General features: G+C 42.1%; 13 protein-coding genes and 2 pseudogenes. 13 read left to right on the top strand and 2 right to left on the bottom strand.

Features of this window, described 5'->3' with window-relative positions; genetic code table 11:
- Nucleotides 1–116: 116 nt before the first annotated feature.
- From DRF63_RS06635 to tehA, 7 genes and pseudogenes are all read left to right on the top strand, one after another.
- Nucleotides 117–2783, top strand: a complete 2667-nt coding sequence (locus tag DRF63_RS06635) for a PqiB family protein (RefSeq protein ID WP_005598181.1) — start codon at nt 117–119, stop codon at nt 2781–2783.
- Between the two features lie 54 nt (nt 2784–2837).
- Nucleotides 2838–3347: an S-ribosylhomocysteine lyase gene (luxS, locus tag DRF63_RS06630; RefSeq protein WP_005598178.1), complete on the top strand. Its 510-nt coding sequence runs from the start codon at nt 2838–2840 to the stop codon at nt 3345–3347.
- 105 nt (nt 3348–3452) lie between these two features.
- Nucleotides 3453–5297: an ABC transporter ATP-binding protein gene (locus tag DRF63_RS06625; protein ID WP_005598177.1), complete on the top strand. Its 1845-nt coding sequence runs from the start codon at nt 3453–3455 to the stop codon at nt 5295–5297.
- Nucleotides 5298–5383: 86 nt separating this feature from the next.
- Nucleotides 5384–5945, top strand: a pseudogene (locus tag DRF63_RS11415) (flavin reductase family protein).
- Nucleotides 5946–5957: 12 nt separating this feature from the next.
- Nucleotides 5958–6005, top strand: a pseudogene (locus DRF63_RS11450) (SEC-C metal-binding domain-containing protein); the annotation flags it as partial.
- A 177-nt stretch (nt 6006–6182) separates the two neighbouring features.
- Entirely contained in the window at nt 6183–6833 is a 651-nt protein-coding gene (gene hxpB / locus DRF63_RS06610; RefSeq protein WP_005598175.1) for a hexitol phosphatase HxpB, read from the top strand.
- A 95-nt stretch (nt 6834–6928) separates the two neighbouring features.
- The gene (tehA, locus tag DRF63_RS06605; RefSeq protein ID WP_005598173.1) at nt 6929–7879 is read left to right on the top strand and encodes a dicarboxylate transporter/tellurite-resistance protein TehA; all 951 of its coding nucleotides are present in this window, start codon (nt 6929–6931) and stop codon (nt 7877–7879) included.
- A 78-nt stretch (nt 7880–7957) separates the two neighbouring features.
- Here the strand turns inward: tehA and DRF63_RS06600 are convergent, their stop codons facing one another.
- Nucleotides 7958–8800 (bottom strand): DUF72 domain-containing protein, encoded by an 843-nt coding sequence (locus tag DRF63_RS06600; protein WP_005598171.1) that lies wholly within the window; start codon nt 8798–8800, stop codon nt 7958–7960.
- The gene (locus DRF63_RS06595) at nt 8794–9504 is read right to left on the bottom strand and encodes a GNAT family N-acetyltransferase (RefSeq protein WP_005598169.1); all 711 of its coding nucleotides are present in this window, start codon (nt 9502–9504) and stop codon (nt 8794–8796) included. Before DRF63_RS06595 ends, DRF63_RS06600 begins: the two co-directional genes overlap by 7 nt.
- 296 nt (nt 9505–9800) lie before the next feature.
- Between DRF63_RS06595 and DRF63_RS06590 the strand changes: the two genes are divergently transcribed.
- The 6 genes from DRF63_RS06590 (at nt 9801) to fghA (ending at nt 15779) form a co-directional block, all read left to right on the top strand.
- A complete protein-coding gene (locus DRF63_RS06590) occupies nt 9801–11828 on the top strand; it encodes a BCCT family transporter (RefSeq protein ID WP_005598168.1) in 2028 nt (675 codons plus the stop codon).
- 154 nt (nt 11829–11982) lie between these two features.
- Nucleotides 11983–13101: an S-(hydroxymethyl)glutathione dehydrogenase/class III alcohol dehydrogenase gene (locus DRF63_RS06585; protein ID WP_005598166.1), complete on the top strand. Its 1119-nt coding sequence runs from the start codon at nt 11983–11985 to the stop codon at nt 13099–13101.
- A gap of 149 nt (nt 13102–13250) precedes the next feature.
- Nucleotides 13251–13508 (top strand): type II toxin-antitoxin system Phd/YefM family antitoxin, encoded by a 258-nt coding sequence (locus tag DRF63_RS06580; protein ID WP_005598164.1) that lies wholly within the window; start codon nt 13251–13253, stop codon nt 13506–13508.
- A gap of 9 nt (nt 13509–13517) precedes the next feature.
- Nucleotides 13518–13937, top strand: coding sequence for a type II toxin-antitoxin system VapC family toxin (locus tag DRF63_RS06575; protein WP_005598161.1), 420 nt, complete (start codon nt 13518–13520; stop codon nt 13935–13937).
- Nucleotides 13938–14112: 175 nt separating this feature from the next.
- On the top strand, nt 14113–14907 hold the full coding sequence (gene yghU, locus DRF63_RS06570; RefSeq protein WP_043991860.1) for a glutathione-dependent disulfide-bond oxidoreductase: 795 nt from the start codon (nt 14113–14115) through the stop codon (nt 14905–14907).
- 14 nt (nt 14908–14921) lie between these two features.
- Nucleotides 14922–15779: an S-formylglutathione hydrolase gene (gene fghA, locus DRF63_RS06565; RefSeq protein ID WP_005598157.1), complete on the top strand. Its 858-nt coding sequence runs from the start codon at nt 14922–14924 to the stop codon at nt 15777–15779.
- The last annotated feature ends 54 nt before the right edge of the window (nt 15780–15833 follow it).

The raw sequence follows: 15833 nt of genomic DNA, 5'->3' as shown, positions 1-15833 counted from the left end.
ATACCGAAGGTTTTGCAGGCCTTCGGTTTTGTGTTATCTAAAGGATATGAAATTAAGCGGTTGTTTTGTAAAATTTTTAGTAAAAACGACCGCTATCTGAAAGAGACCTCGATTTAATGACGGATAATATTTCACAGCCTGTAGAGGCCAAGGTTCGACAGCCTCGTAAAATCTCACCTTTTTGGTTACTACCAATCGTTGCTTTCGTGATTGGCGGATTGTTATTTTTCCAGATCCTTAAAGAGCAGGGCGAAATGATCACGATTCGTTTCAACGAAGGCGACGGGATCACCGCAGGAAAAACCGTCATTCGCTACCAAGGTTTGCAGATAGGGCAAGTGAAAAAAGTCTATTTTGTAGAAGATCTTAAAAAAGTCGAAGTGCAAGCGGAAGTGAATCCCGAAGCCAAATCCGTGTTACGAGAACAAACCAAATTCTGGTTGGTAAAACCGAGTGCCTCGATTGCCGGCGTATCGGGCTTAGACGCGTTGGTTTCCGGTAACTATATTACGCTGTTACCGGGTGAAGGAAAAAGCAGCAACGAATTTATTGCGGAAGAAGAACCGCCGACAGTGGCGGTAACCGACGGCGATTTATTGATCCGTTTGATTTCGGATGATCTCGGCTCGATTACGGTCGGGGCAAGCGTTTACTTCCGTAAAGTACCGGTGGGCAGTATTGCGGATTATCGTTTTACCGCTGATCAAAAGAAAGTGGAAATTGACGTTGTTATTGATAAAAAATATGCCAATTTAGTAAAACAAGACAGTCATTTTTGGAACATTAGCGGAATTAATGCGAATATCGGTTTATCCGGAGTATCGGTAAATGTCGATAGTATTGCTTCGGTAGTTCAGGGAGCGGTAGCTTTTGATTCTCCGGATGAATCAAAGATTGCCGAGCAGGGACAAAAGTTTACGCTATACGAAAGTTTAAAATCGGCGCAACGAGGTAAAGAAATCCATGTCGTTATGCCGATAATGCCGAATTTAAAAGTGAATGAAACGCCGGTTTTCTATCAGAATATCCAAGTCGGCGTGCTTTCCGGTTTAGCTTTATCGGCGCCGAGTGATGAAAAAGATGCAAAAACGGAAAGTAAGCCTTTAGCGAAAGGAATGGCGCGAGGTACGCTGTTAATTGATCCGAATCATGTGGATTTATTTAAAAGCGGTACTCAAATTTTGCTAAAAGAACCTAAGTTTGCATTAAATAAAGAACAAATCAGTAAAGTCGGAGAGTTGCTACGAGGGATTTACTTTGATATTAGTGCGGGCAAAGGCGAGCCTAAACTCGAATTTGAAGTGCAGAAGGAAGCGGATTATTTACTTTCTCGCCCGAATTTACTGGCACTAACTTTTAGCGCACCGCAATCGTATAGTGTGGATCAAGGACAGGGGATTTACTATAACGACGTACAAATCGGCGAATTGCTGAAACGTAAGTTAACTTTGGACGGAGTTACTTTCCAAGGCATTATTTATCCGCCATATCGCCATTTAGTTGCCGCTAACAGTAAATTTGTGGCAATTTCAAATTTAGACGTATCGGTCGGGTTAGATGGGATGCGGGTGCAAGCCGGTTCGCCAAGCGACTGGTTAAAAGGCGGTATTCGTTTACTGACGAACAAAGCGCAGGGCGAAGCGAAAAAGCAGTATCCGCTTTATAAAGATGTTGAAAGTGCCGAAGCCGGTATTATTGATGATGAGAAAAAAACGACATTAACCTTATCGGCTAATGATTTGTCCGGCATTGATAAAGGTTCTGTGGTACTTTATCGCAACTTCCAAATCGGCGAAGTGCTGAAAGTGCGCCCGCAAAAAAACAAATTTGATGTCGATTTATTTGTTGAGCCGGCATATCGCCATTTACTCAGTGATAAAAGCCGTTTCTGGATTGAACCGGCGGTGTCTGCCGAGCTTTCAATGAAAGGTTTAAACGTGCAAGCCGCACCGCTTATGCGTACTCTGAAAGGTGCGATCAGCTTTGATAACGGTGGTACAAAAGGCGATAAAACCTTATATGCCAGCCAAGCAAAAGCAACTTCAGGTAATACCCGTATTACTTTAATTGCGAAAGACGCCTCCAAACTCTCAAAAGGTATGGACATCAAATATATGGGATTAACTATCGGTCAGATTGAATCGCTTGAGTTGCAAAATGCAAAAAAACAGATAAAAGCGACCGCTTACATTGATAGCCAATATTATGCTTTGGTGGCGAAAGAAGGCAGCCGATTTAGTGCAATCTCGCCGGAAATTACCACCAGCGGCGTTAAAAATATTGATGCGGCGTTACAAAATTACATTAATGTCGATGCGGGTAGCGGCAATCGTAAAACGCAATTTAGTTTAAGCGATACCGATACCAACAAAACCATTTATGCGAACGGCTTCCCGGTGATTGTGGAAACCAGTGATGCGCGTGGGATTGAAGTAGATGCGCCGGTGCTTTACCGAGGGATGCAAGTGGGGATTGTGAAACGTCTAAATCTAAGTGAATTAGGCGACAGAGTGATGATTCACTTGAGTATCGAAAGTAAATACCAACATTTGGTGCGTAATAATACCGAATTCTGGGCGGCTTCCGGCTATACCATGGATATCAGCCTACAAGGGGTGAGTATGAATTCGGGAACGATGTCGCAGTTATTAAAAGGTGGTATTGAATTCTCGACGCCATCGGGCAGAGTGGTGCAGCCGCAAGCAAAACCGAATCGCCACTTCTTATTACAACGTAAGATTCCGCAAGAAGCGCCTGAATGGGATCAAGGAATCGCAGAATAATTTCAGATATGGGGTAATCACCTTACCCCTTTAAGTTTTAAATTGGAGTAAAAAATGCCTTTATTAGATAGCTTTAAAGTGGATCACACTCGTATGAACGCACCGGCAGTGCGTGTTGCAAAAACGATGACGACGCCGAAGGGCGATACGATTACCGTATTCGATTTACGTTTTTGCCGTCCGAATATTGATATTTTACCGGTGCGTGGTATCCACACGATGGAACACTTATTTGCCGGCTTTATGCGTGATCATTTAAATAGTGAAAGTGTAGAAATTATTGATATTTCGCCGATGGGTTGCCGTACCGGTTTCTATATGTCGTTAATCGGTGCGCCAAGCGAAGCGGATGTGGTTTCGGCGTGGACAAAATCGATGGAAGATGCTTTAAATAAAGTACCGGACGTGTCAAAAATTCCGGAATTAAACGAATATCAATGCGGCTCTTATAAAGAGCATTCGCTTGAAGAAGCGCATCAAATCGCTCGTGATGTGTTAGCCAAGGGTATCGGCGTAAACCGTAACGAAGATTTAGCGCTTGATGAGAAATTATTAAATCCATAATCCTTCAAAAAGGCGTAATGTTTATTACGTCTTTTTCTTCTTAAAAATATATTTTAATCTTTGACAGACGCTTATGGCGTCTTTTAGTTTTTTCAGGAAAGTAAGATGTTCAACAAAATTTTTAGTTGGTTTGAAGCAAGAGTGGAAACTTACCCCGAAGCACCGCCGAAAACGCCCAAATCGGGAATAATCCCGTTTATTTTTGAAGCGACTAAAGGCATGCGAGGCTATTTAGTTATGCTGACCGTATTAGTCGCTGCAGTCGGGATTATCGAAGCGGTACTGTTTCAATTTATGGGCGAATTGGTTGATTGGGTCGCTCAATATTCTCCGGCGCAACTTTGGGCGGAGAAAAGCGGTAGTATTATTGCGATGTTTTGCACCGCCTTGTTAGGGATTTTATTCGTCTTTTTAGCGAGTAGCATCCGTTTCCAGTCGTTACAAGGTGTGTTCCCAATGCGTTTGCGCTGGAATTTCCACCGCTTAATGCTCGGTCAGAGTATGGGCTTTTATCAAGACGAATTTGCCGGACGAGTTTCAGCAAAAGTGATGCAAACCGCTTTAGCCGTACGTGATGTGATTATGACCTGTGCCGATATGTTGGTCTATGTTGCGGTTTATCTAACGACTTCCAGTGTTATCCTTTTACAGTTTGACGGTTGGTTATTTTTACCGTTTATTCTATGGGTGATTGCATTGGCGGTGACGATCCGCATTTTCGTACCGAAATTGGCGGAAGCTGCACAAGAACAATCTGATGCACGCAGCTTAATGACCGGTCGCATTACCGATGCGTATTCAAATATCGCCACGGTAAAACTGTTCTCGCATGGTAATCGTGAGTCGGCTTATGCGAAAGAATCAATGCAGGAATTTATGGTTACCGTGCATAAACAAATGCGTTTGGTAACGGTCATAGAAACCCTTACCAATGCGATGAGTATCGGTTTAATCGTTGCAACCGCCGGTATCGGTTTATGGCTTTGGGGAGCAGAATTAGTTACTGCCGGTGCGATTGCCACTTCAACCGCATTAGCGTTACGTATCAAAGGCTTATCGCAGTGGATTATGTGGGAGTTTGCCCGTTTATTCGAAAACTTAGGCACGGTGCAAGACGGTATGCAAACCTTATCAAAACCGCATACGGTGGTGGATAAAGCGGATGCAAAACCGCTTGAAGTTAGCAAAGGCGAAATTAAATTTGAACACGTCAATTTTGCGTATGATCCGAAAAAACCGTTACTTAAAGATTTTGAATTAACCATTAAAGCCGGTGAAAAAGTCGGTTTAGTCGGACGTAGCGGTGCAGGTAAATCCACGCTCACGAACTTATTGCTACGTTTTTACGATATTCAAAACGGTTCAATTACGATTGACGGGCAAAACGTACGAGATATTACCCAAGAAAGCCTTCGCTCACAAATCGGTTTAGTGACACAAGATACTTCGTTATTACATCGCTCGGTACGTGAAAACTTACTTTACGGTCGTCCGAATGCGACCGAGGAAGAAATGCTGAAAGCGGTAGAAAAAGCGGCAGCGGCGGAATTTATCCCGAATCTACAAGATGCGAAAGGTAGAACCGGTTTTGATGCGCATGTGGGTGAGCGAGGCGTAAAACTTTCCGGCGGTCAGCGCCAACGTATTGCGATTGCACGAGTGATGTTAAAAGATGCGCCGATTCTGTTACTAGACGAAGCAACCAGTGCGTTGGATTCGGAAGTGGAAGCGGCTATTCAAGAAAACTTAACCGAGTTAATGGACGGTAAAACCGTAGTAGCGATAGCTCACCGTCTTTCAACCATTATGGCGATGGATAGACTGATTGTGTTGGATAAAGGTGAAATTGTGGAACAAGGCAGCCATGAAGAATTATTGGCACAAAACGGCGTTTACGCTAAACTTTGGGCGCATCAAAGCGGTGGCTTTTTAGCTGAAGATATTCATTAATCGAAAGCGGTCGGATTTGTAGAAAATTTTGTAAATCTGACCGCTTGTTTTATTCACTTAGATTTAAGCTTATTCACGAGGAAAAAATGGCGATTGTTTCTGTTCCGGTTGAAAAATCATATCGTTTACTTAATATCGGACCGACAACTTTGGTGTCGGCAAAAGCGGATAATATTGAAAACGTTATGGCGGTAGCTTGGTCTTGTGCCTTGGATTACGGTCCGCTTTCTAAGGTAACGACCGTGTTAGATAAGCAGGCATTTACTCGTGGATTAGTCGAGAAAAGCGGTTTATTTGCAATTCAAATTCCGGTGGCAAATCAGGCGGAATTAGTATTGAAACTCGGTTCGACTTCACGCCGTACTGATGCATAAATTGGATAATGTAGAAATCTTTTATCAAGACGGTTTTGATATTCCGTTAGTAAAAGGTTGCGCCGGTTGGATTTTATGCGAATTGATCCGTAATCCGGAGAACCAACAAGATCACGATCTTTTTATCGGAAAAGTATTAGCGGCTTATGCTGATGATCGCGTGTTTAAAGATAATCATTGGATTTTTGATCAAGCGACAAATGACTTACGCACGTTACATTATGTTGCCGGCGGACAGTTTTATCTGATTGGTGAAAGTTTAGATGTTAAGTAATATTTATATTATCCGTGCGGCAGTGGTAAAAAATACAAAAAATGCTGTATGAAGCAATAATCTGCCGGATTCTGTTTATTTTATACCTTGTATATCGCAAGGTATTTTTTTGTAAAAAATCCGATAAATCAGACCGCTTTTTGATCGTAGCCAAGAGATACGAAATAATTGATATAACCTTAAGAGTCGGATCTCGTACAATATTTCATTTGCGATATTTACAGTGAGGGGAAAGAGATGAAAAAGGCATTTATTTTTGATATGGACGGGGTATTAATTGATTCCGAGCCGTTATGGCAACAAACGGAATTGGAGCTTTTACACGGTTACGGTATTCCGATTACCGAACAGGAATTGGCTCGAACACGAGGCATGCCGTCCGTACCGGTGTTGCGTTATGCAAGCGAGCTGTATCAAAAGCCGCTAGATATTGAAAAAGTGGCTCAAGAGCTGTTAGATGCGGCAATTAGTAATATTTTAAAGGCGAAACCGCTCATCAACGGTGTAACGGAAACGTTAGAATTACTTGCACGACATGATATAAAAATTGCGATTGCCTCCGCTTCGCCCCGTTATATGTTGGATAATATCGTGAAAAGCTGCGGTATTGCCGATTATTTTAGCTATATCGCATCCGGTGCGGAACTGCCGTATAGCAAACCGCATCCGGCGGTCTATTTACAGGCGGCGAAAGGTTTAGGTATCGAGCCTGCAGAATGTGTCGGGATTGAAGATTCTAAACCGGGTATGATTTCGGTGAAAGCCGCTTCGATGAGCTGTATTGTGATCCCTAATGAATTAGATTTTCACGAAAATTATTGGGCGTTAGCCGATTTTAAATTAGCGAAAATGAATGAAATCAATCAGCAATTTTTAGCGCAACTTTAATTTACATTTTGTCGCAAGCGGTCGTAAATCTGGCAAAATTTACGACCGTTTGCGCATTTATTCGGTTTGAAAAACAGAGAGATTAAAAAGGAATAATGATGACAAAAACGTTTCCCATTCCGGTCAATTACTTAGGAATGGTGCTCGGGCTTGCCGGACTCGGTTTAGCGTGGCGTTATGCGGCGACAATTTTGGCAATTCCAACATTTATCGGCGAATCGATTTTAGCGGTTGCAAGCTTAGTTTGGGCAAGTTTGATTAGCGTTTATCTCTATAAATGGCTGAAGTATCCCGAGTTAGCTAAAGCGGAACTGGCTCACTCGATTATGGGTTGTTTTGTCAGTCTGACGATGATTACTTCATTACTCATAGCGATAGCAATTCAGCCCTATAGTTTGTTAATCAGTCGTATTTTATTAGTCGGCGGCATTATCGGGCAGGTAGGTTTTGCGATGTTGCGTATCGGTAAGCTGTGGCAAGGTAATCACCCGACCGAAGCTACCACACCGGTACTTTATTTGCCGTTGGTGGCGGCGAATTTTGTTAGTGCCAATGCGTTAGGTATGGCGGGGCAAAATGAATTCGGGATGATTTTCCTCGGTGCCGGCGTATTTTCTTGGTTCTGTTTAGAACCGGCGGTACAACAACGTTTACGTAATTTAGAACCCGTTCCGCCGGCAGTCCGTCCGGTGTTCGGTATTCAGTTCGCACCGGCTTTCGTCTGCTGCTCGGCGTACTTTAGCTTAAATGGCGGTAAAATAGATAATTTCGTTTATTTGCTTATCGGCTATGGGCTTTTACAATTCTTATTATTAGCTAAGTTACTGCCGTGGATTATGCAAAACGGTCTGTCTATGGGGCTTTGGTCTTTCTCGTTCGGCGCCGCCTCAATGGCGGGCGTAGGACTACATTTCTATCACGAATTATCGGCTGAACCGATTGCAATTCTAGGAATGCTAATGTTTATTATCGGCTCGACAGTAATTTTAACGTTAGCTTTAATGACGTTACGCCTCATTGCCACAAACAGATTTTTGCTGAAATAAGATTGTGTCTAGTTGGCTTACAAGCGGTCGGATTTACAAAGAAATTTGCGAATTTAACCGCTTGTTTATTTTGTTACGTCAAAATAGTACGCCCTGTTCTCCCGCCGTTTTATCAATTTCAGTTTTTACTTCAAAATTCAGTTCGGCTAAATAGCCTTTTAAGGTGGCGATATTGTAAAACGAGTGGCTGTTCGTCGTGTTTTGAAAATAGATATACAGCTGTTCAAATGATGAACGATGCTGATGAAGTAAGTTTGCCAATTGTTGCAGTTCCGGATCGGAATAGCGGTAGTCGTGTCGTTGTTGAGCGGTTTCCGCTTTCCACCAATGCGGATTGCGTCCGTGTAAACGCAGGTACGCGATTCTTTGATTGCTGTAAAAATGAAAGGCGGGTAGTCCGATATTTGTCGGATAATCGACATTACACCAAATCAAGTTTTGTTGTTTGGCAAAGGTTTGTCGTACCGGTTCGATGTGCCAACTGCTGTGGCGAAACTCGACGGCAAGCGGAAAACCGCTAAACCATTTGGTCAGCTGTGCCAAATATAGGCGATTGGCGGTGGTACGTTCAAAAGTATGCGGAAATTGAATGAACAGATTCGCCAAGCAATTTCGTTCTATTAAAGGCTGTAACGCATTTAAAAACAGCTTTGCTTGTGCTTCGTTTGCCGTGCGTTGATGACTGAAATCTTGATGCAATTTTACCGAGAATTTTAGCCTATCTTCCGCTTTTTCAACCATACCTTGTAATGCTTTTCCGCCGATAGGCGCATGAAAAGTACTATTGATCTCAATCGTGTCATAATGGCGACTATAAATATTTAGAAAGTCGGTTTTTGATGTGCCGTGCGGATAAAGCGTGCCGATCAGATCGGTATCGCTATATCCGCCCGTACCGAGATAAATTTTCGGCATTAACATTTTCCTAAAGCTAAAATTTGTTGTCCGTTTTCATCGAAATTATTCGGATTTAACCATTTTTCTAATCTTTGTTTATTCGCTTGCCATTCGCAATCAAGTAATGAAAACCAAGCGGTATCACGACTACGTTGTTTATAGACGACTAATTGGCGGAATGTACCTTCGTAATGAAAGCCCAAACGTTCGGCACAGCGATAAGACGGTTGATTAAGCGAATCGCATTTCCATTCATAACGGCGATATTGCAGTGTTTCAAATACATATTGCATGACTAAAAATTGAGCTTCCGTTGCAATTCGGCTACGTTGTAGCTGTTCGGAATAGATTACCCAACCCATTTCAATGACTCGATTTTGTCTATCAATACGCATTAAAGCGAAAGTGCCGAGCAATTTATCCGTTTGTTTATCGAAAATGGCTAAATAATAAGGATCTTGCGATTGAATCATATCGGTGAGGTATGAGTATAACGTTTGTTTATTTGAGAAGGGTTCAATCGGAAGATAAGTCCAGTATTGTAGAGGGCTTTCGCTACCATAAAGTTGCCAGAGATCTTCAAGATATTGAGGATTTTTCAGTATTTCCGTATCCAATTTTTTGACAACGGTATATTGTCCTATTAATTGTTTAATTTGTGGATGTGTTCCTTCAGAAAAACTTTCCATCGCTTCGCCAATCGGCTGTTTAAATCTGTTATATCTCATCGCTTGTTCCTCGTAAAACTAAAGTAAGATGATTCTAAAACTAAATAACTTGCTTTACAAAAAGTTTTAGGAATTTAACCGCTATTTAAACGGTTATAATAACTATAAAAATAAATTAAAATGCTAAAAATTTGCATAAAATTGATATCTTATGCTAAGGTATATCAGTTTTAATCAATCTGAACAATCCTTGTTCGTCAATTAAGGGTGTCTGTGCCTTTTCTTTCGGTTCCGTTCGAACCTTCTTCATCTGTTATAGAACACTATTTTAATCTTAAATCGACAAAGGAGTATTTATGAAACTCACGGCATTTTTACGTGATAAATCATCATTTAATCCGTTTGTAACGAGTATCACTTTATTCATTGTTATTTTACTTGTTGCCTTTACTTTGCTCTTACCCGGCCAAACCCAAACGGTATTGGATTGGTTAAAAGCGACAATTTTCCAACATTTCAGTTGGTTTTATATTTTAGTCGGATCGTTATTTTTATTTTTCTTGATTTTTGTGTCGTTGAGCAGTTTCGGCAATATCAAGTTAGGTACGAATGAAGAAGAACCGGAATTTCACTTTATGTCTTGGATGGCAATGTTATTTGCCGCCGGAATGGGGGTGGGATTAATGTTTTTCGGGGTTGCCGAACCGCTTTCGCATTATGTGTCCGGTATTAGTACCGGTAGTACCGAGCAGCAGGCGCAACAAGCCTTATTACACACGGTATTTCACTGGGGAATGCACGCTTGGGCGATTTACGGTGTGATTGCACTGGCTCTCGCTTATTTTGGCTTTCGTTATAAATTGCCACTTGCATTACGTTCTTGTTTTTATCCGCTGTTAAAAGATCGTATTAACGGACGTTTAGGTGATGTGATCGATATTATGGCATTGGTTGCTACGCTATTCGGTATCATTACTACACTTGGTTTTGGTGCGGCACAGTTAGGATCAGGTTTGGTTGCGCTGGGTTGGTTAAACGAAAGCGGTTTTGGGCTGAAAATCGGTGTAATTATCACCGTGATGACTCTTGCGATTTTGTCAGCGATTTCGGGCGTAGGAAAAGGTGTAAAAATTTTAAGCGAAACTAATTTAGGATTAGCCGGATTCTTATTGTTATTTGTGTTAATTAGCGGTCCGACACTGTATTTATTATCGGCGTTTAGCGAGAACATCGGTACTTATTTTAGCCAGTTAGTTCAACTGAGTTTTAAAACTTATGCCTATGAGAGTAAGCAAACGGGATGGTTTAATGCTTGGACAATTCTTTATTGGGCTTGGTGGTGTTCATGGGCGCCGTTTGTCGGACTGTTTATCGCTCGAATTTCGCGCGGTAGAACCATTCGTGAATTTGTATTCGGCGTGTTAGCCATTCCGAGCTTATTCGGCATTTTATGGTTTACCGTATTTGGTAACAGTGCGATTTGGCTGGATAACAATGTTGCACAGGGTATGTTATCCGGTTTGATTTCAACGCCGGAAACCTTACTGTTTAAATTCCTTGAGTATTTACCGTTTTCAGGTTTAACCAGTTTTATTGCGTTGGTTAGTATTGCGTTATTTTTTATCACATCAGCGGATTCGGGGATTTATGTGCTGAACAATATTGCCTCTCGTGATAAAAGTTTAGCTTCGCCACGTTGGCAAGCGATGATGTGGGGCATATTAATGTCAATCGTTGCTATTACTTTACTTGGCTCGGGCGGATTAGCGACCTTACAAACAATGACATTAATTACCGCATTACCTTTTGCGATGTTGATGGTCGTTATTTGTGTCAGTTTAATGAAAGCCTTAGCGGTGGATAAAAAATATTTTGAGGCGAAATTTAATCCGACTACGGTTTTATGGTCAGGCGAAAACTGGAAAACTCGTCTCAATCAAATGCTGAACCAGACCGAAGACAAAGATATTTTAAAATTCTTAAAACATACCGCTTTACCGGCGATGAGAGAATTACGCCGAGAGCTCATTTCGGAATATGATCTGAATGTGGACGTGATCACTAAATTCGATGAAGTCGAACCGGCGGTCGAGTTTGTGATTCATACCGAGTCGCTACAAAATTTTATGTATGGGATTCGTTCGGTCGGCCATCAAGTTTCCGAGCAATTAATCAATGACGAACATTTACCGCATATTCAGAATGAAACGACTTACGAGCCGCTAAGCTATTTCTTTGACGGTCGTAACGGCTATGATGTGCAATATATGACGCATAATGAAATCATTGCCGATATTCTGAAACATTATGAGCGTTATCTCAGCTTGTTACGCGATGTCGGTCAAGAGTTAATGTCACATGAACCGACCGAATTGGCGGAGTAGAGCGGTAAACGTAAGCGGTCAAATTTACTGATTTTTTAGCAAGTTTAGACATCATTTACAGTTATAATCCTTATAAGAAAAGATGATTATATTTTATATCTCAGTATAGGATAAAATAGCAAAATAGACTTTTTATGATAATAGGAAAGCAATCATGGAATTTATCAAAACTCGTGCGGCGGTCGCTTGGGCGCCGAATGAACCGCTAAAAATTGAAGAATTGGATTTAATGCCGCCGCAAAAAGGCGAAGTGTTAGTCCGTTTAGTGGCAACCGGTGTGTGTCATACCGATGCTTATACTCTTTCCGGTCAAGATAGCGAAGGCGTGTTCCCGTGCGTACTTGGTCACGAAGGTGCAGGGATTGTAGAAGCAGTCGGCGAAGGTGTCACCGATTTTAAAGTGGGTGATCACGTTATCCCGCTTTACACTGCAGAATGTCGTAAATGTAAATTCTGTTTATCGGGCAAAACTAACCTTTGTTCGGCAGTACGTGAAACCCAAGGTAAAGGCTTAATGCCGGACGGTACGGTACGTTTCTTTAAAGACGGTCAGCCGATTTTCCACTATATGGGGACTTCAACTTTCTCTGAATATACCGTGGTTTCCGAATATTCATTGGCAAAAATTCAAGAAAATGCACCGCTTGATGAAGTGTGTTTACTTGGTTGCGGCGTAACCACCGGTATCGGCGCAGTCACTCGTACGGCAAAAGTGAAAAAAGGCGATACAGTCGCAATTTTCGGCTTAGGCGGTATCGGTCTTGCTGCAATTATCGGGGCAAGAATGGCGGGTGCAGGTCGTATTATTGCGATCGACATTAATCCGGCTAAGTTTGAGAAAGCTAAAGAGCTTGGTGCAACGGATTGTATCAACCCGAAAGATTACGAGCAGCCAATCCAAAATGTGATTATCGAGATGACTGACGGTGGTGTGGATTTCTCATTTGAATGTGTGGGTAACGTGGATTTAATGCGTTCGGCATTAGAATGTTGCCACAAAGGTTGGGGTGAAAGCATCATTATCGGTGTCGCACCGGCAGGTGCGGAAATCCGTACTCGTCCGTTCCAATTAGTTACCGGCCGTGTGTGGCGTGGTTCGGCATTCGGCGGCGTGAAAGGTCGTACCGAATTACCGGGTATTATCGACCAATTTATGAAAGGCGAATTTAAATTGCGTGATTTCATCACTCACACAATGCCGTTGGAAGACATCAATAAAGCCTTCGATTTAATGCACGAAGGTAAATCAATCCGCACGGTGATTCACTTTTAATTTCATTAAATAAGGGGCGTAAGCCCCTTTTGTTTTTCCTACCGAATTTCTTCTCTCAAAATTTCCCTACCATTTTTCAATAGGCTTGCGAATGTTCATAAAATAGACTATTATTTTTGTAGCAACTTAGCTACAAAAGGAGAAATAATATGAAAATTATAACCAGCCGTGAATTTAATCAAAACCTTGGCAAAGCTCAAAAGGCGGCACTTACCGCCCCTGTAATTATCACCAACCGAGGCGAACCGGCGTTTGTGTTGATGAACTATACTGAATATGAACGCCAAACGGCTCCTGTATTCAGAAGTGCATTAGAAGCCTTAACACCAAGCGATCCAAATGTGGCGGATATAGAACTTGAATTGCAACCTCGTAGTCGCGGACAACGCCGTCCGGTAGAGTTTTAGGAGGAGCTAATGTATTTACTGGATACAAATTTAATTAGTGAAACTCGTAAGATTGAAAAAGGAAAGGCTAATCAAGGTGTTGTTGTGTGGCTTGCGACTATTCCAGCATTTCAAATTTATACTAATGCGGTTGTCTTAATGGAACTTGAACGAGGGATCTTAGCGATGGAACGTAAAGATCCCATACAAGGAACAATACTAAGAAAGTGGTTTGAAAATGATATTAAAACGACTTTTAGAGGCAAAATTCTTACCATTGATGAAGAAACTGCCCGCATTTGTGCCAAATTACATATTCCCGATCATGCCCCTGAAAATGATGCGTGGATTGCAGCGACTGCGATTCAACACAATCTGATTTTAGTCACTCGCAATGTGGCGGATTTTACAAAAAACGGCGTGCGAGTGTTTAATCCGTTCCAAGAGTAGCCACATTTTCCACCAACAAAATAGGCAGAATGAAACTCTGCTTATTTTTATCTCCGTCCTATACAACCAGACATCAACCCGTTTTATATTAAATATCAGAAAAAGTGATTAGCCTTTATAACTTAACAAGCGGTAAAATTTATACAATTTTTTGCAAATTCAATGGAGAAAAGCAATGACAACCGAATATCAACCGCCAAAAGTATGGCGGTGGGAAGCGCCAAACGGCGGACAATTTGCTAATATCAATCGCCCGACTTCAGGTGCGTTATTTGAACAGCATTTACCGAAAGGCGAACACGATTTACAGCTGTATTCTATGGGTACGCCAAACGGCGTAAAAGTTACCGTTATGCTTGAGGAATTGTTAGAACTTGGCATCGAAAAAGCCGCTTATGATCTGTTTCTGATCGATATTAGACAGGGCGATCAATTCGGTTCGGATTTTGTGGCGATTAACCCAAATTCAAAAATTCCGGCATTACTCGATTACAGCCGTGAAAAACCGCAGCCGGTATTTGAAAGCGGTACGATTTTGCTTTATTTAGCAGAAAAATTTAATGCGTTCTTACCGAGCGATTTCAGCGAACGTACCGAATGTTTGTCTTGGTTATTTTGGCAAATGGCAAGTGCGCCTTACGTTGGCGGCGGTTTCGGGCATTTCTACAAATATGCACCAACCAAGCAAGAGTATCCGATTAACCGTTTTACTCTGGAAACGAAACGTCAATTGGATTTGTTAAATAAACAGCTTGCCGACAAAACCTATATTTGCGGTGAACATTACAGCATTGCCGATATTGCAATTTGGGGCTGGTATGGACAAATCGTGTTAAATCGCGTGTATGATGCTGCTGAATTTTTAGCGGTACACGAATATCCGCACCTGATGAGTTGGGCGGAACAGATTGCTAACCGTTCGGCTGTGATTCGTGCCTTAGCCAAAGAATATCGTCCGATTAAATCGTAAAAAAAGGGAGAAAAATGACCGCGCTTACTCAACTTGCCCGCTATAAAATGTTTGGCGGCTATCACGAACGTTATACGCATTATTCAAACAGCACCCACTGTGAAATGACTTTTGCCATCTACTTGCCGCCGCAAGTGGAACAAGGGCAAAAAGTACCAGTGCTTTATTGGCTTTCAGGGCTGACTTGTACCGATGAGAACTTTGCCACTAAAGCCGGCGCACAACAATTTGCTGCCCAGCACGGTATTGCAATTGTGATGCCGGATACCTCGCCACGTGGTGAAGCCGTTGCAAATGATGAAGGTTACGACTTAGGCCAAGGTGCCGGTTTCTACCTCAATGCCACCCAACAACCGTGGGATAAATATTTCAAAATGTATGACTACATCGTGCAAGAACTGCCGGCGCTTATTGAGGTAAGCTTCCCAGTTAGCGATAAACGTTCAATTTCAGGTCACAGTATGGGCGGACACGGTGCAATCCAAATCGGTCTAAAGAATCCTGATCGTTACTGTGCGATCTCGGCTTTCTCGCCGATCGTTACCCCAAGCCAAGTGCCGTGGGGACAAAAAGCCTTTACCGCTTATTTAGGCGAAGATCAGACCGCTTGGGCTGAATATGACAGCTTTGCGTTATTAGATAACGTATCGCCGGCTCGCCCTATTTTGATTGAGCAAGGGCTTGCCGATAGCTTCTATCCAACACAATTGCAGCCGGAAATGTTTGCCGAAAAAGCACAAAAACTGGGCTTTGATGTCACGCTCAATTTGCACGAAGGCTATGATCACAGCTATTTCTTTATCGCGAGTTTTATTGAAAAGCATATTGCATTTCATGCAAAAGCGTTAATGGAATCACAGGAAGATCGCTAAGAAGAATACTGATTACAAGTAAGCGGTTAAATTTTACAAAAAATTTGCAAATTT

Origin of the sequence: Actinobacillus pleuropneumoniae, assembly GCF_003290385.1 — a bacterium.
In the GTDB taxonomy this organism is placed as follows: Bacteria; Pseudomonadota; Gammaproteobacteria; order Enterobacterales; family Pasteurellaceae; genus Actinobacillus; species Actinobacillus lignieresii.
Note: the sequence above shows the minus strand (reverse complement) of the source record. Positions and strands in the feature narration are given on the sequence as shown.

Coding starts and splice junctions, on each gene's coding strand:
- yghU (WP_043991860.1), top strand. CDS start 14,113: ATGACAACCGAATATCAACCGCCAAAAGTATGGCGGTGGGAAGCGCCA.
- DRF63_RS06595 (WP_005598169.1), bottom strand. CDS start 9,504: ATGAGATATAACAGATTTAAACAGCCGATTGGCGAAGCGATGGAAAGT.
- DRF63_RS06625 (WP_005598177.1), top strand. CDS start 3,453: ATGTTCAACAAAATTTTTAGTTGGTTTGAAGCAAGAGTGGAAACTTAC.
- DRF63_RS06590 (WP_005598168.1), top strand. CDS start 9,801: ATGAAACTCACGGCATTTTTACGTGATAAATCATCATTTAATCCGTTT.
- DRF63_RS06580 (WP_005598164.1), top strand. CDS start 13,251: ATGAAAATTATAACCAGCCGTGAATTTAATCAAAACCTTGGCAAAGCT.
- DRF63_RS06575 (WP_005598161.1), top strand. CDS start 13,518: ATGTATTTACTGGATACAAATTTAATTAGTGAAACTCGTAAGATTGAA.
- tehA (WP_005598173.1), top strand. CDS start 6,929: ATGATGACAAAAACGTTTCCCATTCCGGTCAATTACTTAGGAATGGTG.
- DRF63_RS06635 (WP_005598181.1), top strand. CDS start 117: ATGACGGATAATATTTCACAGCCTGTAGAGGCCAAGGTTCGACAGCCT.
- DRF63_RS06600 (WP_005598171.1), bottom strand. CDS start 8,800: ATGTTAATGCCGAAAATTTATCTCGGTACGGGCGGATATAGCGATACC.
- fghA (WP_005598157.1), top strand. CDS start 14,922: ATGACCGCGCTTACTCAACTTGCCCGCTATAAAATGTTTGGCGGCTAT.
- DRF63_RS06585 (WP_005598166.1), top strand. CDS start 11,983: ATGGAATTTATCAAAACTCGTGCGGCGGTCGCTTGGGCGCCGAATGAA.
- luxS (WP_005598178.1), top strand. CDS start 2,838: ATGCCTTTATTAGATAGCTTTAAAGTGGATCACACTCGTATGAACGCA.
- hxpB (WP_005598175.1), top strand. CDS start 6,183: ATGAAAAAGGCATTTATTTTTGATATGGACGGGGTATTAATTGATTCC.